The organism is Endozoicomonas sp. SESOKO3, assembly GCF_024606255.1.
Map to the genome: position 1 here is coordinate 15,636 of NZ_JAHHPR010000164.1, position 16,585 is coordinate 32,220.

The following is a 16,585-nucleotide window of genomic DNA, read 5'->3' on the forward strand; positions in this document are numbered from 1 at the left end:
AACTTGAAAGACCTCATTCCCCTTACACCAAGAGATTTAATGCAAGGTCCGGGTCAATCGTGCTTGAATTGTAAATGAGAATTGTTATCATTTGCAACAAGTCACAACAACAGACATGAAACATGCAACAAAATGAGCTTGGCCCTTTCATGGCAAAACCGGTTTATCAATCCGGAGACTCAATTAAGGAATTCAGCCGGTTTGGCCCGGTATTTATGCTCGGTGCCGGGCAGACTACGTTATTGATTTGCCTGCCAGCTATTGTTGAAGAAACCGGGCTGGGTTATGGCCTGCTGACGGCAATGGTGGCACTGGGAACCTGTCTGTTTATTTTTACTTCGCCAGTCTGGGGCAGAATAAGTGACCGTTTTGGTCGCAGGAAAGTGGTTCAGGCCGGGCTTTTTGGATTTGCGACCAGCTTTTTACTGCTGGCATTTGCGCTTCATGGTCTGAGCTCAGGACTACTGGGCAAAGAGCTGGCCATCGGTTTGATGTTTTTGGCCAGAATTCTGTATGGTCTGTTAGTTTCGGGCTTGTACCCGGCGGTTCAGGCCTGGGTTATAGACGACAGCGAAGATTCCAACAGAATGCGTAGCCTGAGTCGGATTACAGCCAGTATTAATGCCGGGCGTTTCATAGGCCCTGTGATTCCGGCAGTGCTGATTGATCAGGGCAGTCTGTTCCCTGTTTTAGCATTGGTGATTCTGGCTATCCCCTTACTCATACAGGTCTCGATATTAACCACCGACAAGCCTCTGGAAGTTAAACAGGAAAAGAACAGCGAAGAGAAAAAGCAGTTCAGGCAAATGTTGAAATCACTCTGGCCTGTTTTGCTGGTAGCCTGCTCTGTGACGACGCTCTTCGGTCTGCTGCAGTACCTCATAGGTCCTATTTTACAGGAGCGTTTTTCTTTCGACGGGGTGTCGGCATCAAGAGTACTTTCGATGCTGATGATGGTGGCCGCTTTTTCGACGGTGGTGACCCATCTGCTGGTTTCTCGCTTTGCTCAGGGCAGACTGATTCTGTCATTAAAAGTCGGCAGCATTTTATTACTGGTCGGTAGTTTCCTGATGATCACAGCCACTCTCCTGATATGCCTGATATTCGGACTGGTCATCTGCGCTGCTTCGATTGCATTACTAACCCCTGCTTACACGACACTGGCATCAGAGCAGGTAGATCAGCAGGGGGTTCTGACGGGAACCCTCAGTATGATTCATACCCTCGGATATACCTTAGGAGCAATCCTGGCCGGACTGGGAGGTTCTCTGGGCATCCAGTTAGCAGAAGTCTTCTGCATTTTTCTGGCTGTTCTGCTGCTGATGATCTCGTTTTTGTTAGTCGAGTCTCCAAAGAGACGTAATTGCTAGAGAGATGTTTACATGAAATCAATTCAAATGGTGGGCTGGCCCATTGTGACAGTCAGTTTTAATCGCCCAGCCAGCGATGATGATGCTCGTCAGTGGCTACTGGATCTTTCTGAGCTGCTGCTGAGAGAGCAGTCATTCAGTCTCATCATTCAGGCAAAACCCAACAGTGAGTTTTCGCCGGAAGCCCGGAGGCAGATGGGGCTCTGGTTTAAAGAGAACAGGAAAAAACTGGGCGCGTTTTGCTGTGGTATTGCCCGGATTGTGCTTTCTGAAGAGGAGGGTGACAGGGTGGTCAGTGACAACATGAAAAAGGCCATGCCTTTTCCCATGGTGTCCTGTCTCGATTTTAGCCAGGCTCGTGACTGGGCGATTGAGCGATACAACCAAGCGACCGTTTAAGCTTGATGATGTAAATAATAACTATTATCATTCGCAATCGTTGTCTATCCATTGAGCTAATGGCTATCAGCACTGCGTGACTGGATCAGGACAACATCCGGCAGTCTGAAAATAAAAAATAATTATTGAATGAAGTGTTTTGAGGCTCAACAGATACTCCGGGAGCTTGCTGCCGGGGTCTGACATTGCAGTAATGATACTTCCACAGATCAAAAAGAAATTGAGGCCATGGAGCAGATTCTTACGCTTGATCAGGCATGTCTGCGGGTGGGGGCAAAAACCGTTCTGCCATCAACCCATCTTGCTATCACACCAGGAAAAGTTACCGCCATTCTCGGACCTAATGGCTCGGGTAAGAGTACCCTGCTGAAATTGCTCTCCGGTTTGATAGAGCCCAGTGCAGGGCAGGTTCTTATGGGCGGGCAACCGCTGAAGTCATTTAACCGCAAAGAGCTGGCTAAAAGCCTGACCCTGTTGCCGCAGCACTCACCGGTTCCCCTTGGGATGTCGGTAACGGAGCTGGTGGCCTGTGGCCGATACCCCTACGCAGGCCCTTTTGGGCGTTTGAAAAGAGAGGATCACAGGGCAGTCACTTCGGCACTCTCCAGAGTCGGTATGGATCATTATGCCGGAGAACGGGTTGATCATCTCTCCGGTGGTGAAATGCAAAGAGTCTGGCTGGCCATGGTGCTGGCCCAGGAAACCGGTATTTTATTATTAGACGAGCCTACCTCATGGCTTGATATCGCCCATCAATTGCGCCTGCTGGATATCGTACGACAGCTGAACAATGAAAAGCAGACAACTGTTATCTGGGTACTTCACGACCTCAATCAGGCCCTTCAGTACAGCGACGAAATAGTGCTGATGAATCAGGGGAAGGTGATCAGAAAAGGTGCTGCTTCAAGGGTACTGGATAAGCGCATTATCTCGGATGTATTTGGCGTAGAGACTCGAGAAGTGCAACTGGAGGGTAGGAAAGAGTCGCTCTTTTTGCCCTTAAGTGAGCATCAGGCTGAGGCAGCTATTCAACTTTTATCCAGCAGGGAAGTCGCCTGATGTTTGCAGTACTGAAAAAAATCTGCTGTTTCCTGCTGTTCATATCGGTAACAGCAATAGCTTCAAGTACCGAACCCGATCTGCCTGAATTCCCTGAAAAGATTGCAGCACTCAACTGGACCCAGGCTGAAATGTTGCTCACTCTGGGGGTTGTACCTGCAGGGGTGACTTCAATCAAGGGTTATCGGGAGTGGCAGTCCGATGACCCGGTTATGCCGGAAAGTGTTACCGAACTCGGGCAGAGAGCTGAGCCGGGTCTTGAAGCCATAGCGGCTCTCAAACCGGATCTTATTCTTGGCTACAAATGGCGTCATAGTCGTATAGTTTCAGAGCTTAAGACCATTGCTCCTACCGTTCTTTACTCTCAGTATCCGAGCCAGGAAGATCCTGTGGATTATTTTCTGAGAATGCAGGGTATTTTTCGTTCAGTGGCTCATATTCTGGGGCGCGAGGCTCTGGCAGAAAGGAGACTGAAGGAAATGGAGTCAGAGCTGGAACAGGCCCGCAGCAGCATTCAAGCAGCGGGGCTGTCTGGCCAGAAAGTCGTTGTGGGTAAGTTTGTCGGTATGGGGCTTGGACTCCGGGTCTACGGCGATTTATCTCTGGCGGGTGCCATTGTCAACAGGATTGGTCTGAAAAATAGCTGGCACTCTTCATTGCCCGGGCGGGATTTCACCCATGTCGACCTCCTCAAACTGACCACTATGGGTGATGCCAGCCTGATCATTATTGGAAGTCAGCCTGAACATTTGCCAACCATGGCTCAATCACCGGTTTGGAATGCCCTTCCGGCGGTGAAAGAGGGCCGGGTCTATTATCTGCCCGCGCTCTGGTCATATGGTGGTCCTGAGTCGGCTGCTCGAATGGCTAACGCTTTTGCCCGCCACCTGGCTCCGGAGGTGTGATGTTTATTCTGGAGTCTGTAAACAGTTATTATGAAGGTGTTAAAAAGACGGCAGTGACATTGTTCTTGCTCATCCTGCTGGTCACTGTTTCCCTGACAGTGGGGCCTGCTGGCATTGATCTGAATTTATTGAATGGATTGCCGTTCCTGCAGCAACCCGCCGATCATACTATGGCCTCTGAAATAGTGACCTGGCTCCTTCTGCCAAGAACATTGATGGCATTGTTATGCGGTGCCGCACTGGGGGCAGCGGGTGTTTTGATTCAGGGAGCGACAAGAAATCCCTTTGCCAGTCCGGCAACACTGGGTGTGAACTCCGGGGCCATGCTCGCCATAGTGCTGGGATCTGTTCTATTGCCTGAATTGACCGACCAGTACCCCGTCGTAGTCGCCTTTGCGGGTGCTGCGCTTACCACTTTACTGGTGTTCAGGCTGGCCACTGCTATCAGTGATTCACCGGTAAACCTTGTTCTGATTGGCATGGCTATTACCCTGTCACTGGGTGCTCTCAGTGCCGGTATTCTGATGTTTTTTGAGAATCGTCTGGAGGGTTTGTACACCTGGGGTGCAGGGAATCTTGCCCAGTTTGACTATCAGGCCATCAACAACAGTTGGCCGATCTTTACCCTGATGATTCTCTTTGCCACATTGCTGGCCAGACGTCTGGATCTGATTGAGTTGGGCAGAGATCAGGCTGAGAGTCTGGGGGTGAATGTAAGACGAACCGTTGGCCTGTCGCTGGTGATTGCTCTGCTTTTGTCTGCCAGTGTCGTCAGTCAGGTGGGTATGATCAGTTTTATCGGACTGATTGCCCCGCACATTGCCCGTGGTCTCGGTTATCGCTCAGCATGGCAACGTCTGCTGGCAGCCAGCTTGACGGGTGCATTACTGCTACTGGGTGCAGATGTGCTGGCCAGAATGATTCCTTTCCTGATGTCCGAAGCGCATTACAGTATCCCGGCCGGCGCCATGACAACGGTTGTCGGCGCACCTTTCATGATTTTCCTGTTGAGCCAGCGTAAAAGGATCGGCAATTTGGCCAGAGCGCCCGGTGAGACAGGAATACGTGCTCTGTTTAACGCGTCTCCGGCAAAAGCCCTCTGGGTTCTGCTGTCCATACTGCTGGTCGCTTTTTACTTCAGTCTGTTCAGCGGCCTTGACCAATCCTGGATCGACCTACGTTGGCCCAGAGTTTTAACGGCAGCTTTTGCCGGAGCTGCGCTGGCTGTCTCCGGTCTGGTTCTTCAGAGCCTGATGAGAAACCCTCTGGCCAGTCCCGATGTTTCTGGTCTGACGACCACGGGCGTTTTGTTTGTGGTTTTAGGCTCTGTAATGATGCCTGGCCTTGAGCGTCTGGATTTGCTCATGCTATCGATGTTTGGCAGCGGTTTTGCCTTGCTTCTTTTAATGGCCCTCAGTCGGATGACCGGGTTTAATCCCCAGCTTTTTGCTCTGGCTGGCCTCTGCCTTTCAGCGGTTTCAGCAACGCTGATCAGCGTGGTGATGGTGCTCGGCAGTAATCAGTCCAGCGAGGTGCTGGTATGGCTTTCAGGCAGTACCTATGCAGCCAGCAGTGAGTTGGTTTATCTGCTGTCTTCTGGTGTATTAATCCTGATACCCATGTTTATGCTCATGTGGCGAAAGCTCGACATTCTTCAGTTGGGCGCCTTCTGGCCTTCCCTGCTGGGCATCAGAGTAAAGGCTTCAGTCTATCTGCTGATGCTGCTGGTTGCCCTTTTGAGTGCAACCAGTGTTGCAACAGTGGGTGGTATTTCTTTTATCGGGCTAATGGCGCCCCACATATGCCGCGTCAGTGGTATGTCAAGCCACAGACATCTGATTCCTGCTACCGCCATGACGGGGGCCTTACTGCTGGTACTCAGCGACTGGCTGTCACGATCGTTGATGGCTCCTTTTGAAATTCCTTCAGGTCTTCTGGTCTCAGGAGCCGGAGGTGTTTATTTCATCCTGTTACTGCTCAGTGGCAAATACGTCCAAAGTCGTTAAATAACGTTTTTAAATTCAGAAGCCTGCGGGAAGCGGGCTCAAAACAATAACAAGGATCTAATGAGAATGATAATCAAGAACAGGGAAACCCCAGATAATGAAGACTAATAAAACGCCTCTTGCTATCGCCATAACCATGACGTTGGGAAGTCAGAGTGCTTTCGCAGAAGCCGACGATTCCGTGACCCGGCTGGAAGAAGTTGTTGTTACTGCTTCCCGCTCTGAAGCCAGCATTTCTGACGTCTCCGGGACCGTTCAGATCATCAGCGGAGAAGCATTGGCCCGGCAGAGCGTGCCCGGTCAGAAACTGGCTGATATTCTTGAACAGCTGGTACCTGGCTTTGGTCCCGGCACTCAGACGGTGACCGACAGAACTCAAAGCGTCCGTGGTCGTAAGGCTCTGGTTTTGATTGATGGCATCGCTCAGACCGAGAACCGTCAGATCAGCCGCCAGCTCAGCATGATCCGCCCTGAAAACATTGAACGCATTGAAGTGATTTCCGGTGCCAGCGCTATTTATGGCGGTGGTGCTACCGGAGGTATTATCAACGTGATCACCCGTAAGCCAGCCGATTACGACATTCAGTTTGCTTCTGAAGCAGGCATCAAAGTCTCCGGTGACGAGCTGAGCAGCTATACCCTGAATCAGAGTATCAGTGGCAGTAATGGTGATTTTGATTACCTGTTCAGTGGTACTTACGAGAGCCGTGATGGCATTTTTGATGCTGACGGTGACCGCGTTAATCCTGACCCATCTCAGGTGAGCCGAAGCGATACCGATACTAAAGATGTTCTGGTGAAACTGGGTTATGACTTCAACGCGGAACAGCGTCTGGAGGCAACACTGCAATATTTTGATGATCAGATGGATTCTGATTACGCGCCAGACATTTCCTCTCTGATCAGCGGAGATGCTGCTGACGCACCCCCACCAGTTAAAGGGTTACAATTGGAGGATCAGCCTTACAGCAAGAGAAATTCCATTGATCTGGTCTACAGTGATGCTGACTTTTTGGGCAATAATTTCCAGTTGCAAACCTACTATCGTGAGCGTGATGCGAGGTTCTTCCCCTACCCGAATATATTAGTTGGCTCCACGATATTGCCCGGCACTACTTTTCTTAATCAGTCGACGTCTACCTCAGAGGTTTATGGTGTGAAGCTGCTTCTGGACAGAGAACTGACCGATACGTTCAGAATCTCCTACGGGGTTGATTACGATGTAGATAAAGGCGAGCAAAGGGGACAATTGCACGATCTACAGAAGTACATTGACAGTGGCGGCACGATCATTGAACCCACAGGATCTTCCTATGAATACGGTCCGGATGTCGATGCCACTACTCTCGGGTTATATCTGCAGACCGCCTGGGATATCACTGAACAACTGACAATGAATGCCGGTGTTCGTCACGAGCGCGCTGAACTGGATATCGCTGACTACACCCCGTTGGCAGAAACCTGGCTTTTGCCTATTTATGCTCCCGGAGCGGATGTAACCGTATTAGAGGGCGACGTCAGGAAGTATGACGCTACTCTATTTAACGTTGGTCTGGTTTATCGACTGAATGACAGCAACGAAGTGTTCGCTAACTATTCTCAGGGCTTTGAAGTCCCGGATGCTTCAAGGATTCTGAGGGATGTTATTTCACCTGACAGCGCTCTGACCATATTACCTCTGCCGTTGAATCCTACCGATATATCACAAGCGAATCTGGATGCCATCAAGACTGACAGCTATGAGCTGGGCTGGCGTGGACGCTTTGATGACCTGCTGGCCAATGCCTCTGTCTTTTATAACGAGTCTGATAAAACCATAGACTTTAATGAAAATTACAATGTGGACTTGCTGGATCAGAAAAAAAAGGTCTATGGCTTTGAAGGCTCTTTGGAATACTTCGTCAATGATTACTGGAGTGTCGGTGGCAGCTATGCCTTTACAGAAGGACGCAGCTACTACGAAGAAGTGGGGAAATGGCTCGACCTGCAGGCAGCCGACGTATCCCCGGAAAAGTATGTGGCCTTTGTCTCCTACGATCAGGCAGATATGAATGTACGTCTACAGTCGACAACCTTTGCCGATTACGACAAGGGTAAGAAGGTGTCCGGTGGTAATATCAAAAGTTATGAGGTTGATGGTTATACCACCCTTGATCTGCTGGCTTCCTTCGCTATGCCAGTGGGCACTCTGAAAGCAGGGATTACCAACCTGTTGAATGAAGACTACGAAACGGTCTACAGCCAGTGGGCAGGAGACACCTACAATGGCATTAGTGCTCATAAGGCAGAAGGTCGTGCTTACACACTGAGTTATCGAGTGGAGTATTAAGCAGAAAAAGCGGCCGGGCAAAACCCGGCTGTTTAATTCAACCAGCCAAGAACCCAGGGTACCAGCCAGGGAGCCATCAGGGCACTGATACTGGCAGAAAGTACTAACGCCAGCGCGCTATAGGCGCCTTCCTTCAATGAACTTTGTACCATCCTCGCAGTGCCCAATGCATGGCAGGCCGTGCCCATGGCGATACCTCTGGCTTTGGGATCAGTGATTTTCAATAATGAGAGTAGTGGCAAGCCAAAAATAGCACCCATCAAGCCCGTCAGGATCACAGCGATAGCGGCAAGAGAGGGGACACCGTTCAGGTTATCCACAATCAACACAGCAATCGGTGTTGTGACCGATTTGGGAGCCAGAGAAAGAGCGACCTGACCATCGGCACCCGCCAGGACCGCCAGTATAACTGTGCTGACAAGGGCAAAAAGGCTGGAGACAAAAACCACCAGAATCACACCGGTCAGCTCCCGATGAATATCTCTCATCTGTTGATAAAGAGGCACTCCCAGAGCGACAACCGCGATGCCAAGCAGATTGCTTAGCCAGTCACCTCCTTGTTCGTAGTCGGAGTAAGGAATGTTTCCGACAAGAAGAATACCCACGACTACCAGAATGCTGACCAATAATGGATTGAGCATTGAATACTTGAAACGATTATGAAGCTGCCAGGCCGTCAGGTAGACTACCACCGTCATAGAACAATAGAGCAGGCCCTTCATCGGAGTGATCGTAACTATCGGGAACAAGGTCATTGTCGGGTACGCTCCAGCCATTGAAACAACCAACCGGAAACGGCCATAACCAACACTGTCCCCAGCAGACTGGTCAGCAGAAGAGCACCAAGGCTGCTGGCCAGCAGTTTCAGCTGATCGACGACACCGACCCCGATAGGCACAAATAACAGGGACATCCAGCGAATTATAAAACCGGCACCCGTTTCAACCCAGGACAGTCGAATCAGGCCACTGCCCAGCAGGGCTGCCAGAAGCAGCATTCCGATAATACTGCCCGGAAGGGCATGATTGATCCAAACGCTGAGCAGATCGCCTGCCCACAGACAGGCCATCAGAATAATGACACTGCTTAGCCAGGCTGCCATACGTTGGCATACAAAGGCTATTTTCACTAAAAAACTCCGCTATGATACTTAACCACGAGCCTCTAGCAGCCTGTCGGACTTAAGGCCGTCCTACTGCGGTTCTGAACAGGAATACTTCGATATTCATCTGGATGAGAAAACCGCACACCTGGCCGGGGCGGGTGATGCAGTCTGTGCTTTTGTTAATGACGCTCTCAGTCGGCCAGTTCTGAGTGTCATCGCGGAGTATAATATCAGACTTCTGCTCATGCGCTGTGCCGGATTTAACAATGTTGATCTGGATACGGCAAGAGAGTGGGTATCCCAGGGCTGAAGGGCGCACAGTATGTACGTCTCAGCCGAGCGTGCTGTTAGGTGTCGTGGTTATTTTTGGAAGTGGTTTACAATGACAGCCAGAGTGTCTTCAATCTTGTCAAAACGTTCACGATTTTCTTGCTGGTTAGCGTCAATCTTTTCATTAAGTGACTCAATAGATATTTCCTGCCGTGCGCTGTGCAGGTACAGCTTCCTAATATCGTCCTGTGAGTTTTTTATACTGACCTCTATGCGACTGATGGCATTCCAGAAATCGTCTGTGTCTTTATCGTGGTTCATGCGTACACCTTATGATTATTTCTTGTGCGTTGAGCATAGCAGACAATAAGAGATGGCACAGAGACACCTAACACCTTATTTTAACGGCAATTTCTTCGGCAGATAATCCAGAAAAAGCGGAACAACAATCCTGATACAGTCGGTTGATCCTGGTGATGTACTATTAATGGGAATATATCTTCCACAGGCATCTTTTTTATAACCAAGGAAATGAAGTTTCTCGTTAAACAACTGTTCCTTTTTACTTTCATCGATCTCAGTGATTCCATAAAATTCGGTACTTGATTTGAAAGTGCTTGACTGTTTTAGAAAAGTATTTGTATAGGCTTGTAATATCCTAACCTTTTCCTGATCATTAGATGAGTGACATTGGTTAGAGATTGATGCAACATCATGATTGCTGGCATGAGTCACGGTAATTAAATAGTTTGATGGTAAAAGTGACTCAATTTTATCGTCTTTTTCAGTTTCCTTTTCTCTTTCAATCACCTTGCGACTTCCATCTAACAAGATTGATGTTAGCGTTATTACCTGAGAAGAAAAATCAATTAATATTTTTTTCGTTATAGCATCAGGATTCAGCCCATTGAATAAGTCATACTCATACAGCAGATTTGAACTTTCATCCAAAAATTTGATATTCACTTCATAATCATATGGGTCATTGATCTGAAAAAAAAACCTGTTATCAACACAAATAGAATCATTCTCTTCTGAACAAAACCCCGCCGTGGCGATAACCAGCACCACCCCAAAAAAAATAGTTTTCATTTTTATATAATCCTTATTAATTAAATCCTCTGGCAAATGTAGTAGAAAAGATTAAAAATTCAAGCATTCACGAAAGAACCGTTCACATCATTATGGCTCGCTTGTTAATTAGTGTTGTAAAACTCCTGGCGTTAAAGGCCGGATTAGCGAGATATGACCTATCCGGCTGGCCCGGGACAGTAGAATCAGACCACAGCCCATTACGGCTGCCATACGTTTACACAGAAAGGCTATTTTTATTAAAAAACTCGGCTTTGAAGCTTAACCAGGAGCCTGTAGCTCATGGTCGCTTACTGCTCATGCCAGTAAAAAAGGTATCTGAACCGTTCATGAAAATCTGTATCTGTAATACAAAAAACACGATCGTGAATTTTTTGATCAGTACAATGCCGACTACGGCAAGAGAGTGGGTATGACAGCAAATAGCAGGTGGAAAATGCTTTTTCAATACAGTGGTTTTACAGTGACGAGGCAGATAACCTGCCTACCGCCCACTGTTTTATTAGTCGGTTAATTCATAACCGGAACAACAATCCCGGCACAGTCGGTTGATCTTGGTGATGTACTGTTAATGTGAATATATCTTCCACAGGCATCTTTTTTATAGCCATGCAAACGAAGCTTCTCGTTAAGCAACTGTTCCTTTTTACTTTGATCTATCTCAATGATTTTAAAAAACTTGTTATTTGATTCAAAAGTGTTTAACTGGTTTATAAAAATATTTGTAAAGGTTTGTAGTATCTTAACCTTTTCCTGATCATTAGGTGAATAACATTGATTAGAGATTAATCTAACATCATGATTTCCGGCATGAGTTAAGGTAATTAGATAGCTCGATAGTAAAAGTCCTTCAATTATATCGTCTGTATAACTTTCCATCTCTGTGGCTATAACCTTGCTATTTCTATCTAACACGATTGTTTTTATCGTTGTTACCTGAGAAGAAAAATCAATTAATGTTTTTTTCTTTATTGCATCAGGGTTTAACCCATTGAATAAGTCATGCTCATATAGCAGACTTGAACTTTTATCCAAAAATTTGATATTCACTTCATAATCATCCGGGTCATTGATTTGGAAAAAAAAACTGTTGCCAACACAAATAGAATCATCCTCTTCGGAACAAAATCCAGCCATAGCGATAACCAGCATTACCCCAAAAAAGATAGTTTTCATATGATTTCTATTAACCAATAAAACCCTCTGACAAAGTTAGTAGAAAAGATTAAAAATTCAATCATTCACAAAAGAACAGCTCGCGTCATTATGGCTCGCTTGCTAATTTGTGTTGTAAAACTCTTGGCGTTAAAGGCCGGATCAGCGAGTCCCGACCTGCACTGGCTGACCCGGGACAGTGGAATCAGACCACTGCCCGATAGGGCTGCCAAACGTTTACGCAGAAAGGCTATTTTCAATCAAAAACTCCGCTATGATTCTTAACCAGAAGCCTATAGCTCATGACTGCTTACTGCTCATGCCAGCGAAAAAAGGAACCTGAACCGATCATGAAAATCTGCATCTTTAACGCCAAAAAATACGATCGTGAATTCTTTGACCTGTGCAATGCCGACTCCGGCTTGGAACTGGAATACTTTGATATTCACCTGGATGAAAAAACCGCTCACCTGGCCAGGACGGGTGATGCAGTCTGTGCTTTTGTTAATGACGATCTCAGTCGGCCCGTTCTGAGTGTCATGGCTGAGTATAATATCAGACTTCTGCTCATGCGCTGTGCCGGATTTAACAATGTGGACCTGGACGCGGCCAGAGAGCTGGGTATCACGGTAGCCAGAGTTCCGGCTTATTCTCCTGAAGCCACGGCAGAGCACGCCATTGCGCTGATTATGACCTTGAATCGAAAAACCCATAAAGCCTACCAGAGAACCCGGGATGCCAACTTCTCACTTGAGGGGCTGACCGGCTTTAACCTCCATGGTCGTGTAGCGGGGGTCATTGGCACAGGCAAGATTGGTATAGCTGCTGCCCGCATTCTAAAAGGCTTTGGTTGTAAACTGCTGGGATACGACCCCTACCCGAACCCGGCTTTTGAAGCACTGGGCGGAGACTATGTTGCTCTGAATCAGCTGTTGCAACAGAGCAAGTTGATCACCCTGCACTGCCCCTTAACGAAAGATAACGAGTACATAATCAATGAGGACGCATTTAGCCAGATGCAACCCGGGGTGCTACTGGTGAACACCAGCAGGGGGAAACTGCTGGATTCAGTGGCAGCGATTGACGCTCTGAAAAAAGGGATACTGGGTGGACTGGCGCTGGATGTTTACGAAAACGAGCAGGAGCTGTTTTTTGAGGACTTGTCCGATGAGGTGATTCAGGACGATGTTTTCAGACGCCTTTCAGCCTGTCACAACGTGATCTTTACCGGCCACCAGGCCTTTCTTACCGAAGAGGCGCTGATGGCGATTGCCAAAACCACTTTGAGTAATGCTAAAGCTTTTGCTGAGGGAAAAGCCTCTGGTAACGAAATAGCCAAAGAGGCGCCGGATCAGCATTGACGGTCGGATCAGTAAAACCCAACCTTAAGAGGCTCACTGTTTGGAGGCCTTGAGTGCTTCTTTCTCGGTGTCACTGAGGAAAGCTATTGTCAGGCCATTTTCCTGAGCCTGCAGAATCTGGTCCGCAGACAGACCGGCAGACGGAGCCGCCACTTCATACTCATAAGGCAGCTCAATGCCTTCTACGGCTGGGTCATCGGTATTGATCGTGGCCAGAACGCCGTGTTCCAGGAATTTTTTGAGCGGGTGCTTTTCAATGCTCGGGAAGGTGCTGGTCTGAATGTTTGAAGTCAGGCAGGACTCAATACCAATGCAGTGCTCAGCCAGGTAATCCATCAGCGCCGGGTCCTCAATCGCTCTGACACCGTGGCCAATTCGTGTGGCCCCCAGATCACGAATAGCCTGCCATACGCTTTCAGCGCCCACTGCCTCGCCAGCATGAACGGTCACATTCAGGCCGGCATCACGAACTTGTTTAAAGTGATCAACAAACAGCTCACCCGGCTTGCCGAACTCGTCACCTGCCAGATCAATGGCGACCATTTTGTCTTTGAAGGCCAGACAGGCATCCAGCTCCTGCTGGCAGGCTTCCTGGCCAAAAGTGCGGCTCATGATACCGATCAGGTTGGTTTTGACCCCAAAATCACGGCTACCTGCCTGCACACCGTCCACTACCGCTTCTACCACACCTTCAGGGTTAAGGTTGTGAGTCATGGCCATGTAGTAGGGGCTGAAGCGCAGCTCGGTGTAATCAATTTGAGCATTCAGGGCGTCTTCGACATTCTCATAGGCGATACGACGACAGGCGTCGTAATCCGCCAGAACCTTAACTCCCCAGTCCAGCTTGGCCAGAAAACTCACCAGATCCGGCTCATTACTCATAACACGGACATGGGGAATCAGCGCTTCCAGATGATCGGCGGGTAACTCCAGATTGTGCTGCTGACCCAGCTCCAGAATGGTCTGGGGACGAATGTTACCGTCCAGATGACGATGAATGTCAGTGAGGGGAATGGATTTGTCAATCATGTTAATGCTGCTCTCATCAATCGTTGGGTGCCTGTGTCTCTTTTGCGCAGGACCATTTCACCTGGTTGTTTGGGCTCCAAAGTATGGCAGATTATTCAAGGTGCCTGCAAAGGTGACGGAATCAGTCCCTCAGAAAACCTAAACTTATAGCCTCTGCTATGGTGTCTGGAGAGGGGTATCCCGTCTGATTAGCCGCAACTGATAAGAGAACTGCCAAGGCTTGATCCCGGGCCTGCTGGTCCGATGAGGCATTTTCTGGCAGGTCAGGATTACTGATGCTGGCAGGCGCTGTGAGTAATTCCCTTAAACTCAGAAGCGTTTCCACCTCCTCTGGAGAGGGGTATCCCGTCTGATTAGCCGCAGCTGATATGAGAGCTGCCAGGGCTTGATCCCGGGCCTGATGGTCCAATGAGGCATTTTCTGGCAGGTCAGGATTACTGATGCTGGCAGGCACTGGTTGTATACCCACTAAGTTTAAAACCGTTACCAACCAGTTTGGACAGAGGTATCCCGCCCAACTGGCCATAGCTGATAACAAAGAGGTTAAGGCCCGACCCAGGGTCTGCTGGTTCAATAGGCCAGGATTACCGGGCATGGCAGGCGCTGGTCGTACTTCTCTTTCCCAGAGACTGGTTCTGCATAGAGGACAGGATGTATTCTCCAACAGCCAGAGCTCCAGGCAGGTCACGTGAAACATATGCTTGCATGGCTTGGTAACCCTGACGTCTTTTCCGGCAAAAGCTTCGATACAAATAGGACAGTCTTCGGTCGGCAGTTGATAGGCTGATGGCAGATTATATGGGTTATATGGTCTGTCAGGTGGTGTGATTCCGTTCATATCTTTTGTTCCTGTCGTTGAATTTCAGATAGCTTTAATCTTCGATCATTGTCTGTTCATTTAGTTCCCCGTGCATATTTTAAAAAGCTCTGAATGCGGTGTTTGAGGAAATGAATATTACAGAAAATTTGTTGTAAGTCTGAGGCGAGAGTGTCGGTTTTCTCTATTGGCTGGAGAAATTCTCTGGAGAAATTTTGTCGGAATAGCTAACAGGAAAGTTATTCGGGATCTTACAGGGGAACAAGTCGTGCTGACCACAGTCAAACGATTAATGAATTGTTGAACTTTGTAAAGGGATTATTACTATGGCGAGTCCACTCGAATCAGCAGCAAGACCTTCATTGGTCACAGAACTTTTGGCTAATCAAGATGTTGGGATGACACCAGAGGTGCTCAGCAACCATCAGGGCAGTAATGCGGAATATTTGTTGCGTCAATGCCGTGCTCTTAAAGAGACACTAAGCATTATGCGTACAAGTATGACAGTGGCAGAGTTACCTGACCCACCTGTGCACTGCCCTTTATTGAATGGTGGTAAAAGTCTGGAGTCCCGAACGGTAGTGGCGTCTTCATCCCGGATGGGTAGTCTTTGGAGCACGCTAACCGATTCGCGACAGCCTGCCGAGGACAGAGAAGCTGAAATCTGGGCTGAGTTGCAGAAAATGGATGAACGCATTCAGGAGGATTACCAACGCCTTTTACAGTTCCGAACTCAGCTCTTTATTGCTCTGGATGCTGCACGGCAGGCTGAAACTTCATTGGCAAGCAATATTTCCTGTTATGAGAAAGCGCTAGAACGTGAGCATAAGGATCAGGATCAGCAAGAATTGCAACGACAGCTTGAAAATAGCGAAAAACAATTGATAAGAGCACAGCGCAAGCAGGATACAAATGCACGTGTCGATGAAAAAGTCATGAATTTAGAGAAGCTTTTGCGAGAAGCTAATTGTCGTTCAACAGAGATGCAGCGCGACCTTGACATAATCCGGGAAGAAAAAGCTGCCGAATCCAAAAAGGTTGAGGCTCGGAACATAGTTATAGCAGCATATCAACGTCGCACAGATGCTGATCACGAGACCATACAGGTACTCACGGAAGAAATTGATGCCCTATCAAAAAAGGTCCAGTTCCTGAACCGACTTAAAGTAGCAAAACAACGTCGTTTAGATGCTGATCACAATACCAAAAAGGAACTCGCAGAAGAAAAAGCTGCGCTGTCCGAACGGGCTGACAAGCTGGAGAGCGATTTATCAGGAGATCGGGAAAAAATAAATCATCTTAATCATGCCATTTTCGAACACCGGCAAAAAAATGCTGCACTATCCAGACAGATTGAGCCACTAAAGAATGAGTTACGCCAGAAGACCACAATGCTTGAAGCCAAAGAAGCGCAACAGTCTGAAATAGAAAGTCAAAACGCTCGTTTGCTGAGAAAGCTGAATCATGCACACGATTTGCTTAGGGTCAAGGGGCCTGAACTCCTGGAGAAAAAAAAGACACTCTCTCAAGTTCAGAATGACTTGCAACAGACCCGCTCTCTTTTGCGAGCGAAAGAGGATGAAGTCAGTACCTTGGCGGCTCAATCCAGACAGTTCGATACAGACAAGGCGGCTATGGAAAGAGAGATTGAAACCCTTAGGGCTGAGCTGAGAGCACTCTCAATGGGC

The 16,585-nt window shown here is 48.2% G+C and carries 16 protein-coding genes; 9 read left to right on the top strand and 7 right to left on the bottom strand.

Annotation, left to right across the window (positions count from 1 at the left end; translation table 11 throughout):
* The first annotated feature begins 122 nt into the window (after positions 1-122).
* The 6 genes from KDK18_RS02780 (at position 123) to KDK18_RS02805 (ending at position 8,068) form a co-directional block, all read left to right on the top strand.
* Entirely contained in the window at positions 123-1,370 is a 1,248-nt protein-coding gene (locus KDK18_RS02780; protein ID WP_257253035.1) for an MFS transporter, read from the top strand.
* A 12-nt stretch (positions 1,371-1,382) separates the two neighbouring features.
* A complete protein-coding gene (locus KDK18_RS02785; protein WP_257253036.1) occupies positions 1,383-1,769 on the top strand; it encodes a hypothetical protein in 387 nt (128 codons plus the stop codon).
* A gap of 228 nt (positions 1,770-1,997) precedes the next feature.
* Positions 1,998-2,828: an ABC transporter ATP-binding protein gene (locus KDK18_RS02790; protein ID WP_257253039.1), complete on the top strand. Its 831-nt coding sequence runs from the start codon at positions 1,998-2,000 to the stop codon at positions 2,826-2,828.
* Positions 2,828-3,733 (top strand): iron-siderophore ABC transporter substrate-binding protein, encoded by a 906-nt coding sequence (locus KDK18_RS02795; protein ID WP_257253040.1) that lies wholly within the window; start codon positions 2,828-2,830, stop codon positions 3,731-3,733. Before KDK18_RS02790 ends, KDK18_RS02795 begins: the two co-directional genes overlap by 1 nt.
* Positions 3,733-5,739: an iron ABC transporter permease gene (locus KDK18_RS02800; protein WP_257253042.1), complete on the top strand. Its 2,007-nt coding sequence runs from the start codon at positions 3,733-3,735 to the stop codon at positions 5,737-5,739. Before KDK18_RS02795 ends, KDK18_RS02800 begins: the two co-directional genes overlap by 1 nt.
* Positions 5,740-5,836: 97 nt before the next feature.
* Positions 5,837-8,068: a TonB-dependent receptor gene (locus KDK18_RS02805; RefSeq protein ID WP_257253045.1), complete on the top strand. Its 2,232-nt coding sequence runs from the start codon at positions 5,837-5,839 to the stop codon at positions 8,066-8,068.
* A 32-nt stretch (positions 8,069-8,100) separates the two neighbouring features.
* Here KDK18_RS02805 and KDK18_RS02810 read toward each other — a convergent pair whose 3' ends face one another.
* Together KDK18_RS02810 and KDK18_RS02815 are read right to left on the bottom strand one after the other, a co-directional pair.
* Positions 8,101-8,844: an LrgB family protein gene (locus KDK18_RS02810; RefSeq protein ID WP_257253048.1), complete on the bottom strand. Its 744-nt coding sequence runs from the start codon at positions 8,842-8,844 to the stop codon at positions 8,101-8,103.
* Complete coding sequence (locus KDK18_RS02815) at positions 8,820-9,197, bottom strand: CidA/LrgA family protein (protein WP_257253051.1); 378 nt, start codon at positions 9,195-9,197, stop codon at positions 8,820-8,822. Before KDK18_RS02815 ends, KDK18_RS02810 begins: the two co-directional genes overlap by 25 nt.
* A 43-nt stretch (positions 9,198-9,240) precedes the next feature.
* Between KDK18_RS02815 and KDK18_RS14615 the strand changes: the two genes are divergently transcribed.
* Complete coding sequence (locus tag KDK18_RS14615; protein WP_368736437.1) at positions 9,241-9,483, top strand: hypothetical protein; 243 nt, start codon at positions 9,241-9,243, stop codon at positions 9,481-9,483.
* Between the two features lie 50 nt (positions 9,484-9,533).
* Here KDK18_RS14615 and KDK18_RS02820 read toward each other — a convergent pair whose 3' ends face one another.
* The 3 genes from KDK18_RS02820 to KDK18_RS02830 form a co-directional block, all read right to left on the bottom strand.
* On the bottom strand, positions 9,534-9,764 hold the full coding sequence (locus tag KDK18_RS02820) for a hypothetical protein (protein WP_257253053.1): 231 nt from the start codon (positions 9,762-9,764) through the stop codon (positions 9,534-9,536).
* 75 nt (positions 9,765-9,839) lie between these two features.
* Complete coding sequence (locus tag KDK18_RS02825; protein ID WP_257253054.1) at positions 9,840-10,535, bottom strand: hypothetical protein; 696 nt, start codon at positions 10,533-10,535, stop codon at positions 9,840-9,842.
* A 510-nt stretch (positions 10,536-11,045) separates the two neighbouring features.
* On the bottom strand, positions 11,046-11,711 hold the full coding sequence (locus tag KDK18_RS02830) for a hypothetical protein (RefSeq protein ID WP_257253056.1): 666 nt from the start codon (positions 11,709-11,711) through the stop codon (positions 11,046-11,048).
* 281 nt (positions 11,712-11,992) lie between these two features.
* Here KDK18_RS02830 and KDK18_RS02835 point away from each other — a divergent pair, with 281 nt between their 5' ends.
* Complete coding sequence (locus KDK18_RS02835) at positions 11,993-13,051, top strand: 2-hydroxyacid dehydrogenase (protein ID WP_306670842.1); 1,059 nt, start codon at positions 11,993-11,995, stop codon at positions 13,049-13,051.
* Positions 13,052-13,084: 33 nt separating this feature from the next.
* On the opposite strand, the gene add is transcribed toward KDK18_RS02835, so the two are convergent.
* On the bottom strand, positions 13,085-14,080 hold the full coding sequence (add, locus tag KDK18_RS02840) for an adenosine deaminase (RefSeq protein WP_257253057.1): 996 nt from the start codon (positions 14,078-14,080) through the stop codon (positions 13,085-13,087).
* Positions 14,081-14,201: 121 nt separating this feature from the next.
* Positions 14,202-14,918 carry an RING finger domain-containing protein gene (locus KDK18_RS02845; RefSeq protein ID WP_257253058.1) on the bottom strand — a complete coding sequence of 239 codons (717 nt, stop codon included), beginning with the start codon at positions 14,916-14,918 and terminating at the stop codon, positions 14,202-14,204.
* A 305-nt stretch (positions 14,919-15,223) separates the two neighbouring features.
* Between KDK18_RS02845 and KDK18_RS02850 the strand changes: the two genes are divergently transcribed.
* Positions 15,224-16,585: hypothetical protein (locus KDK18_RS02850; RefSeq protein ID WP_257253059.1), on the top strand; the 1,362-nt coding region annotated here is incomplete at its 3' end.

What these genes read in the sequence shown, in the direction of transcription:
- KDK18_RS02780 (WP_257253035.1), top strand. Translation starts at nt 123, where the DNA reads ATGCAACAAAATGAGCTTGGCCCTTTCATGGCAAAACCGGTTTATCAA.
- KDK18_RS02785 (WP_257253036.1), top strand. Translation starts at nt 1,383, where the DNA reads ATGAAATCAATTCAAATGGTGGGCTGGCCCATTGTGACAGTCAGTTTT.
- KDK18_RS02790 (WP_257253039.1), top strand. Translation starts at nt 1,998, where the DNA reads ATGGAGCAGATTCTTACGCTTGATCAGGCATGTCTGCGGGTGGGGGCA.
- KDK18_RS02795 (WP_257253040.1), top strand. Translation starts at nt 2,828, where the DNA reads ATGTTTGCAGTACTGAAAAAAATCTGCTGTTTCCTGCTGTTCATATCG.
- KDK18_RS02800 (WP_257253042.1), top strand. Translation starts at nt 3,733, where the DNA reads ATGTTTATTCTGGAGTCTGTAAACAGTTATTATGAAGGTGTTAAAAAG.
- KDK18_RS02805 (WP_257253045.1), top strand. Translation starts at nt 5,837, where the DNA reads ATGAAGACTAATAAAACGCCTCTTGCTATCGCCATAACCATGACGTTG.
- KDK18_RS02810 (WP_257253048.1), bottom strand. Translation starts at nt 8,844, where the DNA reads ATGGCTGGAGCGTACCCGACAATGACCTTGTTCCCGATAGTTACGATC.
- KDK18_RS02820 (WP_257253053.1), bottom strand. Translation starts at nt 9,764, where the DNA reads ATGAACCACGATAAAGACACAGACGATTTCTGGAATGCCATCAGTCGC.
- KDK18_RS02825 (WP_257253054.1), bottom strand. Translation starts at nt 10,535, where the DNA reads ATGAAAACTATTTTTTTTGGGGTGGTGCTGGTTATCGCCACGGCGGGG.
- KDK18_RS02830 (WP_257253056.1), bottom strand. Translation starts at nt 11,711, where the DNA reads ATGAAAACTATCTTTTTTGGGGTAATGCTGGTTATCGCTATGGCTGGA.
- KDK18_RS02835 (WP_306670842.1), top strand. Translation starts at nt 11,993, where the DNA reads ATGACTGCTTACTGCTCATGCCAGCGAAAAAAGGAACCTGAACCGATC.
- add (WP_257253057.1), bottom strand. Translation starts at nt 14,080, where the DNA reads ATGATTGACAAATCCATTCCCCTCACTGACATTCATCGTCATCTGGAC.
- KDK18_RS02845 (WP_257253058.1), bottom strand. Translation starts at nt 14,918, where the DNA reads ATGAACGGAATCACACCACCTGACAGACCATATAACCCATATAATCTG.